The organism is Caloramator quimbayensis (assembly GCF_900167605.1).
Lineage (GTDB): Bacteria > Bacillota > Clostridia > Clostridiales > Caloramatoraceae > Caloramator_B > Caloramator_B quimbayensis.
In genome coordinates this window covers 51,225-72,642 of record NZ_FUYH01000012.1, presented here as the reverse complement: position 1 = coordinate 72,642, position 21,418 = coordinate 51,225, and the positions used below count along the sequence as shown (strand labels likewise).

The 21,418-nt window shown below is 31.8% G+C and carries 20 protein-coding genes; 18 read left to right on the top strand and 2 right to left on the bottom strand.

Annotated elements, in window-relative coordinates; all coding sequences use genetic code 11:
• The first annotated feature begins 8 nt into the window (after nt 1-8).
• The 3 genes from B5D15_RS15775 (at nt 9) to B5D15_RS09180 (ending at nt 2,487) form a co-directional block, all read left to right on the top strand.
• On the top strand, nt 9-479 hold the full coding sequence (locus B5D15_RS15775; protein ID WP_078696823.1) for a glycine/sarcosine/betaine reductase component B subunit: 471 nt from the start codon (nt 9-11) through the stop codon (nt 477-479).
• A 1-nt stretch (nt 480) separates the two neighbouring features.
• Nucleotides 481-1,485 carry a proline racemase gene (locus B5D15_RS09185; protein ID WP_078696822.1) on the top strand — a complete coding sequence of 335 codons (1,005 nt, stop codon included), beginning with the start codon at nt 481-483 and terminating at the stop codon, nt 1,483-1,485.
• 111 nt (nt 1,486-1,596) lie between these two features.
• Nucleotides 1,597-2,487 (top strand): sulfite exporter TauE/SafE family protein, encoded by an 891-nt coding sequence (locus tag B5D15_RS09180; protein ID WP_078696821.1) that lies wholly within the window; start codon nt 1,597-1,599, stop codon nt 2,485-2,487.
• Nucleotides 2,488-2,711: 224 nt separating this feature from the next.
• Here the strand turns inward: B5D15_RS09180 and nifJ are convergent, their stop codons facing one another.
• The gene (gene nifJ / locus B5D15_RS09175) at nt 2,712-6,236 is read right to left on the bottom strand and encodes a pyruvate:ferredoxin (flavodoxin) oxidoreductase (protein ID WP_078696820.1); all 3,525 of its coding nucleotides are present in this window, start codon (nt 6,234-6,236) and stop codon (nt 2,712-2,714) included.
• 200 nt (nt 6,237-6,436) lie between these two features.
• Here nifJ and B5D15_RS09170 point away from each other — a divergent pair, with 200 nt between their 5' ends.
• From B5D15_RS09170 to B5D15_RS09145, 6 genes are all read left to right on the top strand, one after another.
• Nucleotides 6,437-6,634 (top strand): hypothetical protein, encoded by a 198-nt coding sequence (locus B5D15_RS09170; protein ID WP_143287266.1) that lies wholly within the window; start codon nt 6,437-6,439, stop codon nt 6,632-6,634.
• Nucleotides 6,635-6,777: 143 nt separating this feature from the next.
• Nucleotides 6,778-7,470, top strand: coding sequence for an iron-sulfur cluster assembly scaffold protein (locus B5D15_RS09165; protein WP_078696818.1), 693 nt, complete (start codon nt 6,778-6,780; stop codon nt 7,468-7,470).
• Nucleotides 7,471-7,484: 14 nt separating this feature from the next.
• Complete coding sequence (locus tag B5D15_RS09160) at nt 7,485-8,486, top strand: GGGtGRT protein (RefSeq protein ID WP_078696817.1); 1,002 nt, start codon at nt 7,485-7,487, stop codon at nt 8,484-8,486.
• Between the two features lie 93 nt (nt 8,487-8,579).
• Nucleotides 8,580-9,392 (top strand): ATP-dependent sacrificial sulfur transferase LarE, encoded by an 813-nt coding sequence (gene larE / locus B5D15_RS09155; protein WP_078696816.1) that lies wholly within the window; start codon nt 8,580-8,582, stop codon nt 9,390-9,392.
• Between the two features lie 4 nt (nt 9,393-9,396).
• Entirely contained in the window at nt 9,397-10,143 is a 747-nt protein-coding gene (gene larB / locus B5D15_RS09150) for a nickel pincer cofactor biosynthesis protein LarB (protein ID WP_078696815.1), read from the top strand.
• 97 nt (nt 10,144-10,240) lie between these two features.
• Nucleotides 10,241-10,645: a C-GCAxxG-C-C family (seleno)protein gene (locus B5D15_RS09145; protein WP_078696814.1), complete on the top strand. Its 405-nt coding sequence runs from the start codon at nt 10,241-10,243 to the stop codon at nt 10,643-10,645.
• 31 nt (nt 10,646-10,676) lie between these two features.
• Here B5D15_RS09145 and B5D15_RS09140 read toward each other — a convergent pair whose 3' ends face one another.
• A complete protein-coding gene (locus tag B5D15_RS09140; RefSeq protein WP_078696813.1) occupies nt 10,677-12,419 on the bottom strand; it encodes an Rqc2 family fibronectin-binding protein in 1,743 nt (580 codons plus the stop codon).
• 76 nt (nt 12,420-12,495) lie between these two features.
• Here B5D15_RS09140 and dapF point away from each other — a divergent pair, with 76 nt between their 5' ends.
• From dapF to priA, 9 genes are all read left to right on the top strand, one after another.
• Nucleotides 12,496-13,320 (top strand): diaminopimelate epimerase, encoded by an 825-nt coding sequence (dapF, locus tag B5D15_RS09135; RefSeq protein ID WP_078696812.1) that lies wholly within the window; start codon nt 12,496-12,498, stop codon nt 13,318-13,320.
• Between the two features lie 92 nt (nt 13,321-13,412).
• Entirely contained in the window at nt 13,413-14,294 is an 882-nt protein-coding gene (locus B5D15_RS09130; protein WP_078696811.1) for a hypothetical protein, read from the top strand.
• 61 nt (nt 14,295-14,355) lie between these two features.
• Nucleotides 14,356-15,510 carry an aminotransferase class I/II-fold pyridoxal phosphate-dependent enzyme gene (locus B5D15_RS09125; protein ID WP_078696810.1) on the top strand — a complete coding sequence of 385 codons (1,155 nt, stop codon included), beginning with the start codon at nt 14,356-14,358 and terminating at the stop codon, nt 15,508-15,510.
• Between the two features lie 217 nt (nt 15,511-15,727).
• Complete coding sequence (locus B5D15_RS09120; protein WP_078696809.1) at nt 15,728-16,606, top strand: YicC/YloC family endoribonuclease; 879 nt, start codon at nt 15,728-15,730, stop codon at nt 16,604-16,606.
• Nucleotides 16,607-16,620: 14 nt separating this feature from the next.
• On the top strand, nt 16,621-16,899 hold the full coding sequence (gene remA / locus B5D15_RS09115) for an extracellular matrix/biofilm regulator RemA (protein WP_078696808.1): 279 nt from the start codon (nt 16,621-16,623) through the stop codon (nt 16,897-16,899).
• 13 nt (nt 16,900-16,912) lie between these two features.
• Nucleotides 16,913-17,539, top strand: a complete 627-nt coding sequence (gmk, locus tag B5D15_RS09110) for a guanylate kinase (protein WP_078696850.1) — start codon at nt 16,913-16,915, stop codon at nt 17,537-17,539.
• Nucleotides 17,532-17,750 (top strand): DNA-directed RNA polymerase subunit omega, encoded by a 219-nt coding sequence (gene rpoZ / locus B5D15_RS09105; protein ID WP_078696807.1) that lies wholly within the window; start codon nt 17,532-17,534, stop codon nt 17,748-17,750. Before gmk ends, rpoZ begins: the two co-directional genes overlap by 8 nt.
• Nucleotides 17,751-17,767: 17 nt before the next feature.
• Complete coding sequence (coaBC, locus tag B5D15_RS09100; RefSeq protein ID WP_143287264.1) at nt 17,768-18,961, top strand: bifunctional phosphopantothenoylcysteine decarboxylase/phosphopantothenate--cysteine ligase CoaBC; 1,194 nt, start codon at nt 17,768-17,770, stop codon at nt 18,959-18,961.
• A gap of 34 nt (nt 18,962-18,995) precedes the next feature.
• A complete protein-coding gene (gene priA / locus B5D15_RS09095; protein WP_242948723.1) occupies nt 18,996-21,410 on the top strand; it encodes a primosomal protein N' in 2,415 nt (804 codons plus the stop codon).
• Nucleotides 21,411-21,418: the final 8 nt, after the last annotated feature.

Genomic DNA, 21,418 nt, shown 5'->3' with positions numbered 1-21,418 from the left:
GTGTTACTATGGGAGTAGGTCCATCTACAAAGGAAACAACTCTTCATCATTTTAGAGATCCTTTACTCGATGTTGTTTCAAAGGATAAGGATATTGATTTATTAGGTGTGATAATTGTAGGTACACCACAGGCTAACGAAGATAAATACTTTGTTGGACAAAGAGCGGCTGCTTGGGCTGAAGCAATGAGAGCAGATGGTGTAATAATTTCTGTTGACGGCTGGGGAAACAGCCATGTAGATTATGCTAATACTATAGAAGAAATTGGAAAAAGAAATATTCCGGTTGTAGGATTAAGCTTTGTTGGAACACAAGCGCAATTCGTTGTAACTAACAAATATATGGATACAATAGTTGACTTTAATAAATCGTCAGAAGGCATAGAAACAGAAGTAGTTGGAGAAAATAACGTAACAGAAATAGATGCTAAAAAAGCTCTTGCATTTTTAAAATTAAAAATGAGAAAGGTAGGAGAATAATATGAAAGCGATGAGAACAATAAATGCTGTAGATTCACATACTATGGGAGAACCAACAAGGATAGTAGTAGGAGGAGTTCCTGTAATACCAGGTAAAACAATGCCTGAAAAAAAGGCTTACCTTGAACAAAATCTCGACCACATTAGAACTGCCATAATGCATGAACCAAGAGGCCATAAGGATATGTTTGGTTCAATAATAACACAGCCAACTAAGGAAGAAGCAGATCTTGGAATAATATTCATGGATGGCGGCGGATATTTAAACATGTGCGGTCATGGCTCAATTGGTGCATTAACAGTTGCTGTAGAATTAGGAATGGTTCCTGTTCAAGAGCCATTTACTGATGTTGTACTTGAAGCGCCTGCTGGGCTTGTTAAAGGAAAAGTAAAGGTTGAGGATGGAAAGGCAAAGGAAGTTTCAATAGTTAATGTTCCATCATTCCTTTATAAACAGGATGTGGAAGTTGATGTGCCAGAAGTAGGCAAGCTTACCATAGATATTTCCTTTGGAGGAAGCTTCTTTGCACTCGTTAAATCAGCAGATCTTGGAATAGATATTTGCACAAGCAATGCTCAAAGGTTATGCGATGTAGGTATGAAGATATTAAAGGCTGTTAATGAGCAGGTTAAGGTTCAGCATCCAGTTCTTGAGCATATTAAGAGTGTAGATCTTGTGGAAATATATGGACCAGCTAAAAATCCAAAGGCTACACTACAAAATGTAGTTGTGTTTGGTCAGGGACAAGTAGATAGATCTCCTTGCGGAACTGGTACAAGTGCAAAATTAGCAACTCTTTATGCAAAGGGACAGCTAAAGATGAATGAAGAATTTATTTATGAAAGTATAACAGGAACTATGTTTAAAGGAAAAGTTGTAGGAGAAACAAAGGTTGGAGACTATAATGCAATAATACCAGAAATAACTGGAAGCGCTTATATAACAGGTTTCAATCAATTCATAATTGATCCAGAAGACCCATTAAAATATGGCTTTACTCTATAATAGAATCTGTTGTATAATAGAGAGAAATATGTATAATGTGTTGCTAAATATGCATGCACCAAGTAAAAAAGTGCATATTTAAATAAAAAATTATATAAAGGAGGAAAAAACATGTTAAAAATCGTTCTTTCTTTACTCGGACTCTTAACATTATATTTCGCAGTAGTATTCATTAAGGACTACATCGAAGCATCAAAAAAAGGAAAGCTCGAAAATGGAAACTTTGCTGCTTTAGGTGCAGTAGGTTTTCTAACAAACTTCTTTGATACTCTTGGTATAGGCAGCTTTGCTCCAACAACAGCATTATTTAAATTATTCAAACTAACAAGCGACAGAACAATACCAGGAACTCTTAACGTTTCAATGACAATACCAGTTGTTGCAGAAGCATTTATATTTATTACTGTAATACAAGTTGAACCAATAACCCTCCTTACTATGCTTGCTGCTGCAACAATAGGTGCAGTTTTTGGAGCAGGAATAGTATCAAAGCTTGATGAGAAAAAAGTTCAAGTTGGTATGGGTATTGCACTTGCAGTAGTTGCTCTTGTAATGCTTGCATCACAGCTTAAGCTTTTCCCAGCAGGTGGAGATGCAATAGGTCTTACCGGAGCAAAACTTATTATAGCAATCGTTGCAAACTTTATACTTGGTGCGCTTATGACTCTTGGAATTGGACTTTATGCTCCATGTATGGCACTTGTATTTGCTCTTGGAATGAGCCCAAAGGTTGCATTCCCAATAATGATGGGTTCTTGTGCATTCTTAATGCCAGCTGCATCAGTTAAATTCGTTAAAGAAGGAGCTTATGACAGAAAGGCATCCCTTGCTATAACAATATTTGGTACAATCGGTGTATTCATAGCAGCATATATAGTAAAATCACTTCCTCTTAACACATTAAAATGGCTTGTAATAATAGTTATTCTTTATACATCAGTTACTATGTTTAGATCAGCAATGAAGAAGGCACAAGGAAAAGATAACGCTAACGTTGCTTAATAGTAAAAAACTACTGCTATTTGCAGTAGTTTTTTTATGCCTTTCTTAATAACACTGTACGAATTTATAGTGCTATAAATTATCCTTATCTTAGAATGTTAATTTGTGGTAGTGCCAAATTTTCGAATAGATTAGACATTCATTTTGTAATTTATATTTAATAAACGTAATAAAAAGGTTACTGCTTTTGCAGTAACCTTTTTGAGCCGACTCAATGTTTAAACTTATTCAGCTAATTTCTTATATGTTTGATATTTTTCTTTAGCAACTTCCTCAGCCTTTGCAAATAGCTCCTCTGCTGTTTCTGGGAAAGTTCTAAGCAGAGATGTATATCTAACCTGACCATTTAAGAATTCTCTGAAGCTTGCAGTTGGCTCTTTAGAATCGAGTATGAATGGATTCTTGCCCTGCTCTTTAAGTTCAGGATTGAACCTGTAAAGATGCCAGTATCCAGCTTCAACAGCTTGTTTTGCATTAGCTTGAGTTCTTCCCATACCTTCCTTAAGACCATGATTTATACATGGAGCATAAGCTATAATAATTGATGGTCCATGATATTTTTCAGCTTCAGTTATTGCTTTAAGGAATTGATTTTTATCAGCACCCATAGCAACCTGAGCTACATATACATATCCGTAGGACATTGCTATCATACCGAGGTCCTTTTTCTTAACTTTCTTTCCTGAAGCTGCAAATTTAGCAACTGCACCTATTGGGGTTGATTTTGATGATTGTCCACCAGTATTTGAATAAACCTCAGTATCAAATACGAGTATATTTACATCTTCACCTGATGCAAGAACATGATCAAGTCCGCCATATCCTATATCATATGCCCAGCCATCGCCACCTATTATCCAAACTGATTTCTTTATGAGGTAATCCTTCTTTTCAGATATTTCTTTTATAATTTCTTTTGCTCTATCATTAGCAACGACATTTTTTTCTATTAGGGGTAGGATATTAGCTGTAGCAGCTTTGCTCTTTTCAGCATCTTCTTTACCTTCAAGCCACATTGAGAAAGCATTCTTATATTCTTCAGGAATATCAAGAGTTAGAGCTTCCTTCATTAAGTCTTCAAGTCTGCTTCTGATTTGTTTTACTGCAACTGCCATACCGTAACCATATTCTGCATTATCTTCGAATAAAGAGTTTGCCCAAGCAGGTCCTTTACCCTCTGCGTTCTTAGTATATGGTGTTGACGGTGCTGATGCTCCCCAGATAGATGAGCATCCAGTTGCATTAGCTATTATCATTCTATCTCCATATAACTGAGTTATAACCTTTGCATAAGGAGTTTCTCCACAGCCAGCACATGCGCCTGAGAATTCAAGAAGAGGCTGCGCAAACTGGCTTCCCTTTACTGTTTCTTTTGACATAAGGTTATCCTTTACTGGAACTGACATTGCATAATTCCAATTTGGAACCTCTGATTCTGTTTGAGTTTCAAGTGGTTTCATTATTAAAGCTTTTTCCTTTGCTGGACATATATCAGCACAGTTTCCACATCCTGTACAATCGAGAGGGCTTATTTGCATACGGTATGAATAATTTTCAAGTCCTTTACCAACTGCTTTTTTAACTTTAAAGGATTCTGGAGCGCCCTTTAATTCTTCTTCAGTTACAAGAACTGGTCTTATGGCAGCATGAGGACAAACAAATGAGCACTGGTTGCACTGTATACATTTATCCATTTGCCATTCAGGGATATCGACTGCTATTCCTCTCTTTTCATATGCTGCTGTACCCATTGGGAATGTACCATCTTCTGCACCAACAAAAGTGCTGACTGGCAGCGAATCTCCTTCCTGACGATTCATAGGAATTAGAACTTTCTTTATAAAATCAGGAGCATCAATTTCAGCTGCAGCTTCTTCAGCAGCATCCTTCCAGTAGGATGGAACACTAACTTTAACAAGTGCATCTATACCTTTATCAACAGCAAGGTTATTCATCTTAACTATAGTTTCACCTTTTTTGCCATAGGACTTAACAATAGCTTCTTTTAGATAATTTACTGCATCATCTATTGGAATAACATTTGCTAATTTAAAGAATGCAGCCTGCATTATCATATTGATTCTGTTGCCAAGACCTATTTCTTGAGCTATATCTGTTGCATTTATTATATAGAAGTTTATGTTATGTTCTGCAATATATTTTTTCATTGATGATGGAAGCTTTGTATCGAGTTCATCAACGCTCCATTTGCAGTTAAGAACGAAGGTACCTCCATCCTTTAATCCCTTTAATATATCATATTTATCTACATAGGATTGATTATGGCATGCTATAAAATCAGCATCATTTATTAAATATGTTGAACGAATTGGCTTTTTACCAAATCTTAAATGAGATATTGTAACTCCGCCTGACTTTTTAGAATCATATGCAAAATACCCTTGAGCATATAAATCAGTTTTGTCGCCTATAATTTTTATAGCGTTTTTATTTGCACCAACTGTTCCGTCTGAACCAAGTCCCCAGAATTTACATCTGATTGTTCCTTCTGGTGCGGTGCTTATTTCTTCTTTAACCTCGAGGGATGTATATGTTACATCGTCATTTATACCTATAGTAAATTTATCCTTTGGATTTGAAAGTTTTAGATTGTCATAAACTGCTTTAATTTGAGCAGGAGTTGTATCCTTTGAACCAAGTCCATAGCGTCCTCCAACAACTAAAGGTGCATTTTCGGTATTATAGAAAAGCGCTTTAACGTCTAAGTATAATGGCTCACCAATTGCACCTGGTTCCTTTGTTCTGTCAAGAACAGCAATTCTCTTTACTGTTTTTGGAAGAACATCTAAGAAGTATTTTGAAGAGAAAGGCCTGTAAAGGTGAACTGTTATTAAGCCTACCTTTTCATTTCTTGATAGAAGGTAATCTATAGTTTCCTTTATAGTTTCAGTAACAGAACCCATTGCAACTATTATGTTTTCTGCATCTTCTGCACCATAATATGTAAAAGGCTTGTACTCCCTGCCTGTGATTTTGGATATTTCTTCCATATAACCTGCAACTATATCTGGAACAGCATCATAGAATCTATTGCAAGATTCTCTTGCCTGGAAGTATATATCTGGGTTTTGAGCAGTACCTCTTGTTACTGGATGTTCAGGATTTAATGCTCTGTTTCTGAATTCATTAACTGCATCAAAATCAACAAGCTTCTTTAAATCTTCATAATCAATTAATTCAATTTTTTGAACTTCATGGGATGTTCTAAATCCATCAAAGAAATGAAGGAATGGAACTCTCGACTTGATTGCTGAAAGGTGTGCAACTCCTCCAAGATCCATAACTTCCTGTACTGAGCTTGAAGCTAAAAGTGCAAAGCCTGTCTGCCTTGTTGCCATAACATCCTGATGATCTCCGAATATTGAGAGAGCATGGCTTGCTAAAGCTCTTGCACTAACATGAAATACTCCAGGTAAAAGCTCACCAGCGATTTTATACATGTTAGGAATCATAAGAAGTAAACCCTGTGATGCTGTAAAAGTTGTAGTAAGAGCACCGGCTGCGAGGGAACCATGAACAGCACCAGCTGCACCAGCTTCTGACTGCATTTCAACTACTTTTACTTCTTGACCAAAAATATTTTTTTGACCATGGGCAGCCCATTCGTCAACATTTTCTGCCATGGGAGATGATGGTGTTATTGGATATATTGCTGCTACATCAGTAAATGCATAGGATACGTATGCTGCAGCAGTATTTCCATCCATTGTTTTCATCTTCTTAACCATTTAAAGACCTCCTTAACTTAATAATTATATGCAAACATGTATAAAAAATTATACATGTAAATGCCTTAAAAAAGGCGTTACCAATTAATGTTAAAAATACTACAATTAATTTGTATCATAATTATAATAACACAAAATCTTTATGTTGTATTAAAAAACTTAATTATTTTTTAATTTTTTTACAAAAAATAATTATAACTTTGAAAGGAGGTTTTAAATTCAAAGGTAAAAATAATAAAAAGAATGCTGATTTCATTTCAGCAATGGCACATAGTGAAGAGAGCAGAAAATCGAGGCATGGATATCTTGAAGTTGGGAATGATGCAATGATACATGCTAAAGCAAGAGCTTTAAGAAATAAAAACAATACAACAGTAAATGTTGATGAAGAAAAATAAGGATATGGCTGCATACTTGCAGCCATATCCTTATTTAAAAACTTTTATTAAAAATTATTTAAAATGTAAAATTATATATTGTTGTATTTAAAAGTATTTGTTAATATATAAACAGTTATAAAGTTACAGAAAGGGGATATGAAATGAACTACACATCGGAAGTTGAAAGAATGGTTTGCGTTGCAAAGGGACCTAATCATGGCCCAGCACCAATACCTGAAGAAGGAAAATGGATTCAGGCAAGAGAAATAAAAGATATTAGCGGGTTAACCCATGGAGTTGGCTGGTGTGCTCCTCAGCAGGGTGCTTGTAAGCTTACTTTAAATGTAAAGGATGGTATAATTCAAGAGGCTCTTGTTGAAACTTTAGGATGTTCAGGAATGACTCATTCAGCAGCAATGGCATCTGAAATACTTCCAGGTAAAACAATACTTGAAGCATTAAATACAGATCTTGTATGCGATGCTATAAATACAGCAATGAGAGAACTATTTTTGCAGATAGTATATGGAAGAAGCCAAACTGCCTTCTCAGAAGGTGGACTACCTGTTGGAGCAGGTCTTGAAGATCTTGGCAAAGGACTTAGAAGCCAGGTTGGAACTATGTATGGTACATTAGATAAGGGTTCAAGATATCTTGAAATGGCAGAAGGTTATATTACTGAATTAGCACTTGATGAAAATAATGAAATAATAGGTTATAAATATCTAAGTCTTGGAAGAATGATGGACATGATTAAAAAAGGAATGGATGCTAATGAAGCGCTTCAAAAGGCATCAGGAACCTATGGAAGATTTAATGAAGCTGCAAAAGTAATAGATCCAAGACATGAATAAAGGAGGTTTTACAGATGGCGTTATTTGAAGGATATGAGAGAAGAATAAATCAGATAATACCTGTTTTAAATAAATATGGCATGAACTCCATTGAAGAGGCTAAAGCTGTATGTGATGAAAAAGGTATAGATGTTTACAATATAGTTAAAGGTATTCAGCCTATCTGCTTTGAAAATGCATGCTATGCGTACACTCTTGGTGCTGCTATTGCAATAAAAAAAGGCTGCAAAAAAGCTGCAGATGCTGCTGAGGCAATAGGAGAAGGACTTCAGGCTTTTTGCATACCTGGTTCAGTTGCAGACGACAGAAAAGTAGGGTTAGGTCATGGAAATCTTGCTGCTATGCTTTTAAGAGAAGAAACAAAGTGCTTTGCTTTCCTTGCAGGACATGAATCTTTTGCTGCTGCAGAAGGAGCAATTGGTATCGCAAAATCTGCTAATAAAGTAAGAAAAGAACCTTTAAGGGTTATACTAAATGGACTTGGTAAGGATGCTGCACAGATTATATCAAGAATAAATGGATTTACATATGTGCAGACTAAATTTGACTATTACACAGGAAAACTTGAAATAGTAAGAGAAATAAAATATTCAAATGGAGAAAGAGCAAAGGTTAGATGCTATGGTGCTGATGATGTAAGAGAAGGTGTTGCAATAATGCACCTTGAAGATGTGGATGTATCTATTACTGGTAATTCAACAAACCCAACAAGATTTCAGCATCCAGTTGCAGGAACCTATAAGAAAGAATGCTACGATAAAGGTAAAAAATATTTTTCAGTAGCATCAGGCGGCGGTACAGGAAGAACTCTTCACCCAGATAATATGGCTGCAGGCCCAGCATCCTATGGAATGACTGATACGATGGGAAGAATGCATTCTGATGCACAGTTTGCAGGTTCATCTTCAGTTCCAGCACATGTTGAGATGATGGGACTTATAGGTATGGGCAACAATCCGATGGTTGGAGCTAGTGTTGCTGTAGCTGTTGCAATTGAAGAAGCAATGAATAGATAAAATAAAGCTTCTGCGTTTCGCAGAAGCTTTATTTGCATTACTGTCAAATTATATTTAAAATAGAAATTGACATATAATTTGAGGTGATATTAAATGAATTTAAAAGACAAGTACATGAGTTTAGTTAGATACTTAGAAACTCTTGATAAGGTTTTGATAGCCTTTTCAGGAGGAGTAGACAGCACATTTTTATTAAAAGCTGCAAAAGATGCTTTAGGGGAAAATGCATTAGCTGTAACTTTTAACTCTCCCTATATACCTTCGTGGGAGATAAAAGAAGCAAAATTGTTTACAAGTGATTTTAATATCAAACATTTAATAATTGATATGCCAATAATAAATGAAATAATGGATAATCCTGAAAACAGATGCTATCTATGTAAAAAGGCTTTATTCAGCTGTGTAATTGATACAGCAGAAAAGAAAAACATAAAATTCGTATTAGATGGAACAAATGCTGATGATATAAGGGATTATAGGCCAGGAATGAAGGCATTAAAGGAGCTTAATGTAAAAAGTCCGCTTCTCGAATTAGGATTTACTAAGGAAGATATTAGACTGCTTTCTAAAGAATTAGGGCTTAATACTTGGAATAAACCAGCCTACGCATGTTTGCTTTCAAGAGTACCCTATGGTGAGAAAATAGAAATAGAAAAACTAAAAAAAATAGAAAAATCAGAAATGTATCTAATGAGTATTGGATTTAAGGCTGTAAGGGTTAGAAACCACAATGATGTAGCAAGAATCGAAGTTCCAAAAGACCAAAGAGTTAATTTTTTTGATGAAAATCTTTTAGATGACATTGTTAAAAACTTAAAAAGCTTTGGATTTAAATATGTTTGCCTTGATATTGAAGGATATAGAACAGGAAGCTTAAATGAAACAATAAAAAATAAAAACAGGTGATAATATGGATGAAAAGGATATTAGAAAACTGCTTGAGGATATAAAAAATGATAAAATTTCAATTGAAGATGGATTAAAAGAAATTGCAAACTATCCATTTAAAGATATAGGATATGCAATGATTGATAATCATAGAGAAATTAGAGTTGGTTATCCAGAGGTTATTTATTGTAAAGGTAAAACAGTTGAACAGGTAACAGGAATAGTACAATGCATGCTTGAAAGAAATTGTAATATACTTGCTACAAGAGCTGATGAAGAAATGTATAATGCAGTTTATAATATATGTAAAGATGCACAATATAATAAAACTGCTCGTATAATTACAATTAAGAGAAAAGATATAAGTATACCAGAGAGCTTCATAGCCGTTGTTACAGCAGGCACATCGGATATTCCAGTTGCAGAAGAAGCTGCAGCAACAGCAGAATTTTTAGGTAATAGAGTTGAAAGAATATTTGATGTTGGTGTTGCAGGAATACATAGGCTTTTTAGCAGAATTGATATTATTAGAGCTGCTAAAGTAGTTGTAGTCGTTGCTGGTATGGAGGGTGCACTAGCAAGCGTAGTTGCGGGCTTAATAGATAAACCAGTAATTGCAGTTCCAACAAGCGTTGGATATGGAGCAAATTTTGGAGGATTATCAGCACTGCTTACTATGCTGAATAGCTGTGCAAGCGGTGTCAGCGTTGTAAATATCGATAATGGATTTGGAGCAGGATACCTTTCAAGTATGATAAATAAGCTATAAAAATATCATATGTGCTATTATCATAATTGATAAGCCTAAATAATACTTAAACAAATAAAATAAAAAAATTAATAAATATAAAAAAGGAGTGATTTTCTTGTTAATTAATACTGCTCGCAAATTTTACTCGAGTGAATATGATTTGAACTGTGCTGAAACGATTTTATATGCTGCAAATGAAGAATATAAAATGAATTTAGACAAAACTGTATTAAAAACTATGGCGGCTTTTGGCGGGGGAATGGCTGTTGAAGGAGTATGCGGAGCTATATCAGGAGCAATTGCAGTTTTAGGTATTCTTTTTACAAAAGAACGAGCTCATGAGAGCGATAAAATTAAAAATCTTACTAAAGAGTTTATTGAAAAGTTCACTAATAGACTTGGAACAGAAAACTGTGCAATTTTAAAACAAAGATATAGAAATGATGATATAAGATGTATAAAAATGATTGAGACTGCAGCAGAAATATTAGATGAGATAGTCATTAGAGAAATGAAATAAGATTGCAAGTTTTAAACTTGCAATCTTATTTTTAGGCAAGGGAAATAAGACTTTTAATTTTATGTTCATTAGGAGTTACATATATAGTTTTGTTTGTATAATATATTACCATACCAGGTTTTGCACCAGAAGGTTTTTTTACGTTCTTTTTTTCAGTGTAATCTACGGGAACATTAGAGGAGTTTTTTGCCTTGCTGAAAAATGCAGCTAAAAGTGCACCTTCAAGCAGGGCAGTATCAGAAACCTCTCCATTTTTAGATTTTATAATAACATGAGAACCAGGTATATTTTTAACGTGCATCCAAATATCGCTTCCTACTGCAAATTTCATAGTCAGGTAATCGTTTTGAAAATTATTTTTTCCAACATAGATATCAAATCCATCGCTCGATTTAAAATGATGAGGGGATGATTTTTTTTGCTTTATATTGTTTTTTTTCTTTTTTATATATCCAAGCTCAAAAAGTTCTGACTTTATTTCTTCTATAGTATCCATATCTGAAGCGTTTTCAAGGTTACAAAGTATCGATTCGAGATATTGTTTTTCCTCTATACTATCCTTTAGAAGCTTATTTGTAATTTCAAGTGTATTTTTTTCTTTATTATATCTTTTATAATAGTTTTGAGCGTTTTGAACAGGTGAAACATCAACATCAATTGGTATAACAATATTTTTAAGTTCAGGATCATAAAAGTTTTGAAGTTCAACTTTATCAGAACTTAAGTCTATATAATATTGATTAGCCATTAAAATATCTGCATATATCTTATATATATCAAAATTACTGCACTCCTCAATCTTCTCTTTATAGATTTGAATTTTTTTATCTGTCCTTTCAATGAAATTAGTTATTAGTTTAAATAAAGAAGTGTATTTTTGTTTTAAACTATCCTTCAAATCTCTTTGACCATAAAAAGTATCGAGAACTTTACTGGGAGATTCATATAATTCGAATTTTAAATTCTTATATTCACTGAGCTCAAAGACATAATAATCGAACATAGAAGTTTCTTTATAAAATATTATATATTTATAATCATAGCTTCTTATTTTTGCCATATAATATAGGAAATTAATATTTAATAAAAGCTTTTGCTCATTTGATAAATCTTTCAGTTTGGTGTTTGCTAAGTTATTGCATATCTCATAAGCTAAAGTCTTGCTAACTCCAAGGAAACTATCAGTAAAGAGTTTGTATACAGGTTTATCACTATTAAAATTTGAAAAAATATTTATAATGCTTTCATCGTTTTGTTCTAATGGATTGATTTTTTCTCCTATAGGAGGACAGATGTATTCTACACCCGGAATTATTTGTCTATACCTGTTTACATCGCTTGTAATACGTTTTATACTATCAATAATATATCTTTTTTCATTTAGAAGAATTATATTGCTGTGTTTACCCATGATTTCAATTATAAGAAAATAAATTATAGGATAGCCTAATTCATCCCTTCCTTCAATTTTAAACTCAATGATTCTATCAAAATTTACCTGATATATATCGGCTATTTTACCACCATTTAAATGCTTTCTTAAAGTCATGCAAAAAGATGGAGGTGCTGCAGGGTTCTCATAATTATTTTCTGTAATATGTACTCTGGGATATGATGGGTTAGAGCACAATAATATTTTATATGTTTTTTTATCTTTTTTAACTAATAATATATTTTCATAGTCTGATGGCTGATGAATTTTATCTATCTTACCATTTATTATAGTTGAAAGTTCTTTAACAATAGAATTCACGAATACTCCATCTAAGGGCATAATATTACCTCCGAACAATTTTTTATGAATAAAAGTATAACACTAAATATAATAATTTGAAAGGATTGTGATTAAAATGTTTTTTACGAAGATGCATGGTTTAGGTAATGACTTTATAGTTTTTGACAATTTGTTAGAGTATTCAGTTGATTGGAGCATTGTTGCAAAAAAAAGCTGTGACAGGCATTTAGGAATAGGGGCAGATGGTATACTTATTGTTGAAAAATCAGATATATCAGATATAAAAATGACTATTATAAATTCAGATGGAAGTCTTGCTGAAATGTGCGGTAACGGAATAAGATGTTTTGCAAAATATGTATATGAAAAGGGAATAATAAACAAACAAAGTTTTAATGTAGAAACTCTATCAGGAATAAAAAATGTAAAACTTAAAGTAATCAATGAAATAGTTTGCAGCGTTGAAGTTGATATGGGAAGACCATCTTTTGTTAAAAATGAAATACCGTTTTTAAGTGATTTAGATAATAAAAATTATACATTATCAATATGTGGTAAGGAATATAATTTATCTACAATATTGTTGGGTGTACCCCATACAATAGTTTATGTAAATGAGATTGACGAAAAAGAGGTAATAGAAATAGGCAAAATTATTGAAAATAATAGTATATTCCCTAAAAAAACAAATGTAAATTTTGTTGAGGTATTAGATAGGAAAACAATTAAAGTAAGAACATGGGAAAGAGGGGCAGGACTTACATTGGCCTGTGGTACTGGAACTTGTGCAAGTGTTGTTGCTTGTTATATTAATGGTAAAACAGATAGAACAGTAACTGCTAAGCTTGCGGCAGGGGATTTAAATGTATTATATTATGAAGAAAATGTTGTTATGGAAGGACCAGCTGAATTTATATGTGAAGGTATTTATTCACTATAAATATATTTATTTAATATAGAATAAAAAAGTAATATTTAGATATTCCCTCAAATAAATATAGATAAGAAGAGTTAATTATTGGGGGGATATAATTGAAATATAAGCAGCTATTACTTATACTCGCAATAGTGATGATTTTTTTTGCTGAAAGCTGCCTCAAAAAATCCAGTTCAACTAATGTAATAGCAGAAATGCCGCAAAAACAAAAAATGATTGTGGTAGCATTAGACAAGCAAACTAAATCACCAATTAAAGATGCAAAGGTATATATTGTAGGAGACAGCACAGTATATACAACCGATGAGATGGGAAAAACCCCTGAAATTATTGTTGAACTGAATAAAGATTATTTTTCAAGATATACTGATGAAGTAATTAATAAAATGAACTGCGGGTTTGTTAATATAATAGTTGTTAAAGATGGATACGGAAAACATATGGAAATGGATTACAACATTTATCCTGGAGGCTCGACTTCAGTTGCAAAAGTTGAATTAACAAAAGGTAAGAAAATAACAGCTAATTGTAATCTTCCAGATATAAATTATATTGAAAACATGGTAAAGGCCTATGAAAAATTTGAAGGTGAAGGTATTAAAACTGATAATATGATAAAATTCAAAGTTTCAGTAGCAGATGAAAATAAAAAACCTATAGAAAGCGTTAAAATCGTTATACCTGAAGCAAAACTTTCAGCTGTTACTGATAAAAAGGGTATTGCCCAATTTGATATTCCTTTTGACAATTCAACTGTTGTAGATTACCCAGTTGCAAAAGAATATGGAGAAATCACAATTATCTCATATAAGGATGGTTATGCTCCAAAAGTTGTACTTAGAGCACAAATTAATAAAGATGGTAAAAATAACACCTTGAATTTAAAACTTAAGAAATCAGATAAACAAAATTTAAATTACGAAATAGTACAGCCTAAGGAAAGCTGGATTGAAATGGTTTTAAATTCATATAATTAGTAACAACAAAATTCCCTCCAGAATATTATGATTTTAAGATGATTATCTGGAGGGATAAATTTTGAAATTTGTAAATAGAACACAAAAAATTCCTCAGTATATTTTTTCTAAATTAGACGCTGTAAAAAAGCAGTTAGAGCAGAAGGGAATTGAAATTATTGATTTAGGTATAGGTGATCCAGATATTCCAACGCCTGAAGTTATCGTTAATTCTATGGGGAATTATATAAAAAATCCAAAAAACTATAAATATCCGCCCTATAGCGGGATTGATGAATTTAAAAAAGCAGTTGCAAATTATTATAATAAAAATTATAATGTTGATCTTGATTATAATGCAGAAGTTGCAGCACTTATTGGTTCAAAGGAAGGAATAGCTCATTTGTTTCTATCATTGACAGATATTGATGATTATGTTATTTTGCCTGATCCAGCATATCCAGTATATCAAGCAGCTGCAATAATTGCTGGATGTAATATATTTAAGATGCCTTTAAAAGAAGAAAATAATTATTTGCCTGATCTTAGTAATATCGATAAAGAAATACTTAAAAAAGCAAAAATATTAATTGTTAATTATCCTAACAATCCTACTGGTGCAGTAGCAGATGAAGAATTTTACAGAAATCTTATAAGATTAGGAATAGAAAATGATATAGCAATAGTTAACGATGGAGCATATCTTCAAATATATAAATCCGATATAAAACCTAAGAGCTTACTTGAAATTCCTTATGCTAAAAATATAGCTGTTGAATTTGGCTCTCTTTCAAAGAGCTATAATATGTCTGGATGGAGGTTAGGATATGTTGCAGGAAGCAGTGAAATAATAAAAAAACTTATGATAATCAAAACTAATTTTGATTCGGGACAATTCAGCGCTATTCAGCAAACTGGTGCATATGCTTTAAATTATGTTAGTGATTTTTCAGAATACATTAATGAAATATATAAAGATAGGAGAAAAATAGTTGAAGATAAGCTGAAAGAAAAAAATTATTATGTATACGATTCTAAAGGAACTTTTTATGTTTGGTTTAAAGTTCCAAATAATTTGTCTTCTGAAGAATTTTCAAAATTAGTTCTTGAGAAAACAGGAGTATTAATAACTCCTGGAAATGCTTTTGGAGATTTTGGAGAAGGGTATTGCAGGATATCTTTAACAGTTAATAAAAACAAGCTTATTGAAGCTATGAATAGAATAGTAAATATGTAAATAAAATAAATTTTTAAAATATTATTTTTATATTTTGTATAAAACATATCTTGTTTTAAAAGTACCTGAAGCTATCAGGTCTTTTTTATTTAATAAAGAATTTAAATTAAATATCTCTTGAAAAACTATGTAATAATTAGGTATAATGAGAAAGAATTAAAAAATAATATATTATAAAAGAATAGCAAATAATTTGATGTTTTTGGCAGGTGATTAGATGATAAAAAGTATGACAGGATACGGCAGGGGAAGCATTGAAGAAAATGGAAGAAGTTTTACAGTTGAAATAAAATCTGTAAATAACAGATATCTTGATATAAATATAAGACTTCCAAGGCAGATAAACGTTTTAGAAGATAATATTAGAAAATCTATATCTTCAAAAATAAATAGAGGAAAGATAGACGTTTATATAACTCAAGATAAATTCAGCGATGAAGATTTAGTAATTGAAGTAGATGAGCAGCTTGCAAAAGCATATTATAATTCCTTTGTACTTTTAAAAGAAAAGTTTAATCTTATTGATGATATTTCAGTTTCTCTCCTTTCAAAATCTCCTGATGTAATTAAAGTTGAAAAAAAAGAAGAAGATATTGAAAAGGTATGGAATACATTAAATGGTGCCCTTGATAATGCATTAAATATGCTTATTGACATGAGAACTAATGAAGGCTTAAAATTAAGCAAAGATATAATTGAAAGAAGCAATTATATAAAAGAATGTGTAGGTAAAATTGAAGAACGCTCTTATATAGTTGTTGATGATTATAGAGCAAAAGTAAGGCAAAGAGTAGAAGAATATCTTAAAGATGTTGAGATTGATGAAGCAAGGCTTCTAAATGAAGTTGCATTTTTCTCAGATAAAGTTAATATAACTGAAGAAATAGTAAGGCTAAACAGCCACATTGACCAGCTTATTAATACACTAAATAGCAGTGAACCCGTAGGAAGAAAGCTTGACTTTTTAATGCAGGAAATGAATAGAGAGGCTAATACTATTGGTTCAAAAACGAATGATTTGTCTATTACAAATTTTGTTGTAGAAATAAAGAGTGAACTTGAAAAGATAAGAGAACAAATTCAAAATATAGAATAATAGGAGGAAAAAATATGGCAATAAAACTTATAAATATTGGTTTTGGTAATATCGTATCAGCGAATAGGCTTATAGCGATTGTTAGCCCCGAATCTGCACCTATAAAAAGAATCATACAAGAGGCAAGGGATAGAGGCATGCTTATCGATGCTACCTATGGCAGAAGAACAAGAGCTGTTATTATAACTGACAGCGATCATATAATATTATCTGCTGTTCAGCCTGAAACTGTAGCTCACAGGCTCTCAGAAAAGACTGAAGAAGAAGATATTGATGAAGAGGATGAAGAATAGAAGGGAGAATAAAATGTCAAATAAAGGGCTGCTTATAGTAATTTCAGGACCCTCTGGTGCTGGGAAAGGTACTCTATGTAAAGCTCTAATCAGCAGAAATAATAAACTTAAACTTTCTGTATCATGTACAACTCGCAGACCAAGGAATGGAGAGGTTGAAGGAATAAACTATTTTTTTGTTGAGCAAGAGAAATTTAAAGACATGATAGAAAAGGATGAATTGCTTGAATATGCTCAGGTATACGATAATTATTATGGAACTCCTCGCTTTTTTGTTGATAAAAATTTAAACGAAGGGTTTGATGTAATTCTTGAAATTGATATACAAGGAGCATTAAAAATTAAGGAGAAATATCCTGAGGCTGTTTTTATTTTTATTCTCCCGCCTTCTATGGAAGAGCTGAAGAATAGAATTAAAAAAAGAGGTTCAGAAACAGAAGAATCTTTTCTAAAAAGGTTTAAATGTGCTTTTCAAGAGATTAACTATATTTCAAAGTATAATTATGTAGTAACAAACGATGTTATTGAAGAAGCTGTTAAAAAATTAGAATCAATTATTATTGCTGAGAAATGCAGAGTTGATAGGATTAAACAATCTGATATTTTTATACAATTACAGGAGGGATGCTTAAATGAATAATTCCATGATAAATCCGCCAATATTATCACTTCTTGAAAAAGTAAATGACAAGTATTCTCTCGTTGTTGTTACTGCGAAAAGGGCAAGACAGATTATAGGTGGTCAAAGCCCACTTGTAAATATTAATTCTACTAAACCTGTAACAATAGCAATAAATGAAATTAATGAAGGTAAAATAAATTTTGAAAATGTTAAAACAGGTATAAAATAGCATATTCTCTAAATGAGGTGTTTTTATTGAATACTGTTGTTCTTGGTGTAACAGGTGGTATTGCAGCATATAAAGCCTTAGATATTGTTAGCAGTTTAAAGAAAAAAAACATAAATGTTCATGTAATTATGACTAAATCAGCTACCAAATTTGTAACGCCCCTTAGTTTTCAATCCTTAAGTCAAAATTACGTGACAGTAGATATGTTTGCAGAACCTAAAAGCTTTGAAATAAAGCATATATCTCTATCAGAAAGAGCTGATGTCTTTTTGATTGCTCCTGCTTCAGCTAACATTATAGGGAAAATAGCAAATGGTATTGCTGATGATATGTTATCTACAACTGTAATGGCAACAAAGGCACCTGTTTTAATCGCACCTGCAATGAATACAAATATGTATAATAATTTTATTGTGCAAAAAAACATATCTTTTCTTAAATCTTTAGGATATTACTTTATTGAACCTCAAAGCGGAAGGCTCGCTTGCGGTTCAATTGGCAAAGGCAAACTTGCTGAAACCGAAAATATAGTTGATTTAACAGAAATGTTACTATATAAAAATAAAGATTTAAAAGGTAAAAAAGTATTAGTTACTGCAGGACCTACAAGGGAAGATATTGATCCTGTTAGATTTATTACAAATCGTTCTACAGGGAAAATGGGCTATGCTATTGCAAGAGCAGCTAGAAATAGAGGAGCAGATGTTACACTTATTTCAGGCCCTGTAAATATTAAGCCTCCTGAGGGAGTTAGAATTATTAATGTATATAGTGCTGAGGAAATGTATGATGCTGTTATAAGGCATTTTAACGATATCGATATTCTAATCAAATCTGCTGCAGTTGCAGATTATAGACCTGCAAATAGAAGTGAATTAAAAATAAAGAAAACAGATGATGATCTATATATTGAATTAACGAGAAATAAGGATATATTATTAGAAATAGGAAAAATTAAAAAACATCAAATTATTGTAGGGTTTGCTGCAGAAACCAACGATCTTGTTGCAAATGCTATGGCAAAAATTAAGAAAAAAAATCTTGATTATATAGTGGCAAACGATGTTACTATGGAAAAGTCAGGATTTGGAACTGAAAATAATACAGTAAAGATAATTAATAAGTTTGGTGAAATAATTGAGCTTCCTAATATGCCAAAGGAAGAAGTTGCACATGAAATATTCAATCAAATATTGAAAAATGAGCGCTAAGGCGCTTTTTTTTCATAATAATTGGGGGTATATTATGCCAATGATTGCTTCAGTTATAGTAAACAATACTGCTAAAGTTTTAGATAAAGAATTTGAATACTATGTACCAGAAAATATGAAGAAAATAATTAAAAGAGGTCAAAGAGTAGTTGTTCCCTTTGGAAAAGGAAATAATTTTATTGAAGGGATAATAATTGATATTAAGGATGTAATAAATAAAGATATGGAGTTAAAAGAGATTATAGATATAATAGATGATGTTCCTCTTTTTAATGATAGTATGATTAACCTTGCTATGTTTCTGAAACAAAAATATAACTGCACATTGATTGAAGCATTTAAGACTATAATGCCCTCAGGCATAAACTCCAAAGAAAAATTAATTATAAAATTTCTTTCTGATAAAAATTATGTAAAAAACAAAAAAATAGTAGAAGCAATAAAAAAGTATAATACAATTGATTATAATAAATTATGTAATGTTTTAAATTTTAAAATTCCAAAATCAACGCTTTACGATTTGAAAAATGATGGTATTATTGCAATTGATAGAATTATGGACTGCAGGGTAAAGGTTAAAAAAGTTGAAGTATATTCAATAGCAGATATAAAAAAATGTGATGAATTTATTAAAAACAGCTCTCAAAAATTAAAAAAACAGATAGAAACATTAAAAATAATAATGTCAAGCGAAACTCCCCTTACTTTAAAAGAAATATCATTAAAATCAGACTGCAGCAGTTCTGTGGTAAAAAGTTTAGAAAAAAAAGGCCTTATTGCTAAATATGAAAAGGAAATATATAGGAATCCAGTTAAAAATAATTATACGTTTGGTAAATTTGAATTGACAAAGGATCAAAAAAATACAATTGATAATATAATAGAGAGCTATAAAAAAGGTAAAAGGGTTTCACTTATTTATGGAGTTACAGGCTGCGGGAAAACAGAAATATATCTAAATGCTGTAGAAAATTTTATAAAAATGGGATATGATGCAATTGTGCTTGTACCTGAAATTTCTCTAACTCCACAAACCGTTGAAAGATTTAAAGGCAGATTTGGAGATGTTGTTGCAGTTCTTCATAGCAGGCTTTCGGATGGGGAAAGATATGATGAGTGGAGAAGGATAAAAAGCGGAGAAGTAAAAGTAGTTGTAGGAGCAAGATCTGCAATATTTGCTCCATTGAATAATATTAAATTAATTATTATTGATGAAGAACATGAGTATTCATACAAATCAGAAATGACTCCGAAATATCATACAAGGGAAGTTGCAGAATACATAGTAAATGAAAATAATGGTCTTTTAATTTTAGGTTCTGCAACGCCTTCAATGGAAAGTTATTATAAAGCAGTCAATGGCGAATATAATCTAATTCAAATTTTAAAAAGAGTAGATAATATGAAACTGCCTGATATTTCAGTTATAGATATGAGAGAAGAACTTAAAAATGGAAATAAATCGATGTTTAGCAGAGAATTATATACCTCTATATCTGATAATCTTAAAAAAGGGGAACAAACTATATTGTTTTTAAACAGGAGAGGATATTCAACCTTTGTATCCTGCAGATCCTGCGGCTATATTTTAAAATGTAAAAACTGTGATGTTCCTTTAACATATCATGTAAGCAGCGGAAAATTATCATGCCATTATTGTGGATTTGAATATAATGTACCAAAACTATGCCCCAAATGCCAAAGCAAATATATTAAATACTTTGGTGCAGGGACAGAGAAGGTAGAAGAAGAAATAAAAAAGAACTTTAAGGATGCTAAAATTTTAAGAATGGATGTAGATACAACGAGGATTAAAGGAGCTCATGAAAAAATTTATAATGAATTTAAAAATAATAATGCTGACATTTTGATTGGAACTCAAATGATTTCAAAAGGAATGGATTTTAAAAATGTAACCCTTGTAGGTATTATAGCTGCTGATACTAATTTAAATGTACCTGACTTTAGAGCCGCAGAAAGAACATTTCAGCTTGTATCTCAGGTATCGGGAAGAGCAGGAAGAGGGGAAAAAGCAGGAAAAGTCATTCTGCAGACCTATGAACCTGAACATTACAGCATTGTTTTTTCAAGCAATCATGATTATATAGGATTTTATAATAAAGAAATAGAAATTAGACGTGCACTTAATTATCCGCCCTTTTCAGATATTCTTAATGTTCTTTTGATGTCTGAAGATGAAAATGAGCTTATAGAATTTACAAAAAAAATTAAAAATGAAGTTAATAATATAATTAGAGGAAGGAATGTGGAAGTTTTAGGGCCTGCTCCATGCCATATATATAAAATAAAAAAATCTTACAGATGGCATATAATTTTAAAAGGAAAGGTTTATGATGTATTAAATGATTTAAATTATATATTAAATTATAATACTATTAATACATCTATTAATTATAGTTTGGATATAAATTCATATAATATGATTTAAGGAGGAAT

Excerpts from the sequence above, each read along its gene's own strand:
- B5D15_RS15775 (WP_078696823.1), top strand. The coding sequence starts at position 9 with ATGGGAGTAGGTCCATCTACAAAGGAAACAACTCTTCATCATTTTAGA.
- B5D15_RS09185 (WP_078696822.1), top strand. The coding sequence starts at position 481 with ATGAAAGCGATGAGAACAATAAATGCTGTAGATTCACATACTATGGGA.
- B5D15_RS09180 (WP_078696821.1), top strand. The coding sequence starts at position 1,597 with ATGTTAAAAATCGTTCTTTCTTTACTCGGACTCTTAACATTATATTTC.
- nifJ (WP_078696820.1), bottom strand. The coding sequence starts at position 6,236 with ATGGTTAAGAAGATGAAAACAATGGATGGAAATACTGCTGCAGCATAC.
- B5D15_RS09165 (WP_078696818.1), top strand. The coding sequence starts at position 6,778 with ATGAACTACACATCGGAAGTTGAAAGAATGGTTTGCGTTGCAAAGGGA.
- B5D15_RS09160 (WP_078696817.1), top strand. The coding sequence starts at position 7,485 with ATGGCGTTATTTGAAGGATATGAGAGAAGAATAAATCAGATAATACCT.
- larE (WP_078696816.1), top strand. The coding sequence starts at position 8,580 with ATGAATTTAAAAGACAAGTACATGAGTTTAGTTAGATACTTAGAAACT.
- larB (WP_078696815.1), top strand. The coding sequence starts at position 9,397 with ATGGATGAAAAGGATATTAGAAAACTGCTTGAGGATATAAAAAATGAT.
- B5D15_RS09140 (WP_078696813.1), bottom strand. The coding sequence starts at position 12,419 with ATGCCCTTAGATGGAGTATTCGTGAATTCTATTGTTAAAGAACTTTCA.
- dapF (WP_078696812.1), top strand. The coding sequence starts at position 12,496 with ATGTTTTTTACGAAGATGCATGGTTTAGGTAATGACTTTATAGTTTTT.
- B5D15_RS09120 (WP_078696809.1), top strand. The coding sequence starts at position 15,728 with ATGATAAAAAGTATGACAGGATACGGCAGGGGAAGCATTGAAGAAAAT.
- remA (WP_078696808.1), top strand. The coding sequence starts at position 16,621 with ATGGCAATAAAACTTATAAATATTGGTTTTGGTAATATCGTATCAGCG.
- gmk (WP_078696850.1), top strand. The coding sequence starts at position 16,913 with ATGTCAAATAAAGGGCTGCTTATAGTAATTTCAGGACCCTCTGGTGCT.
- rpoZ (WP_078696807.1), top strand. The coding sequence starts at position 17,532 with ATGAATAATTCCATGATAAATCCGCCAATATTATCACTTCTTGAAAAA.
- priA (WP_242948723.1), top strand. The coding sequence starts at position 18,996 with ATGCCAATGATTGCTTCAGTTATAGTAAACAATACTGCTAAAGTTTTA.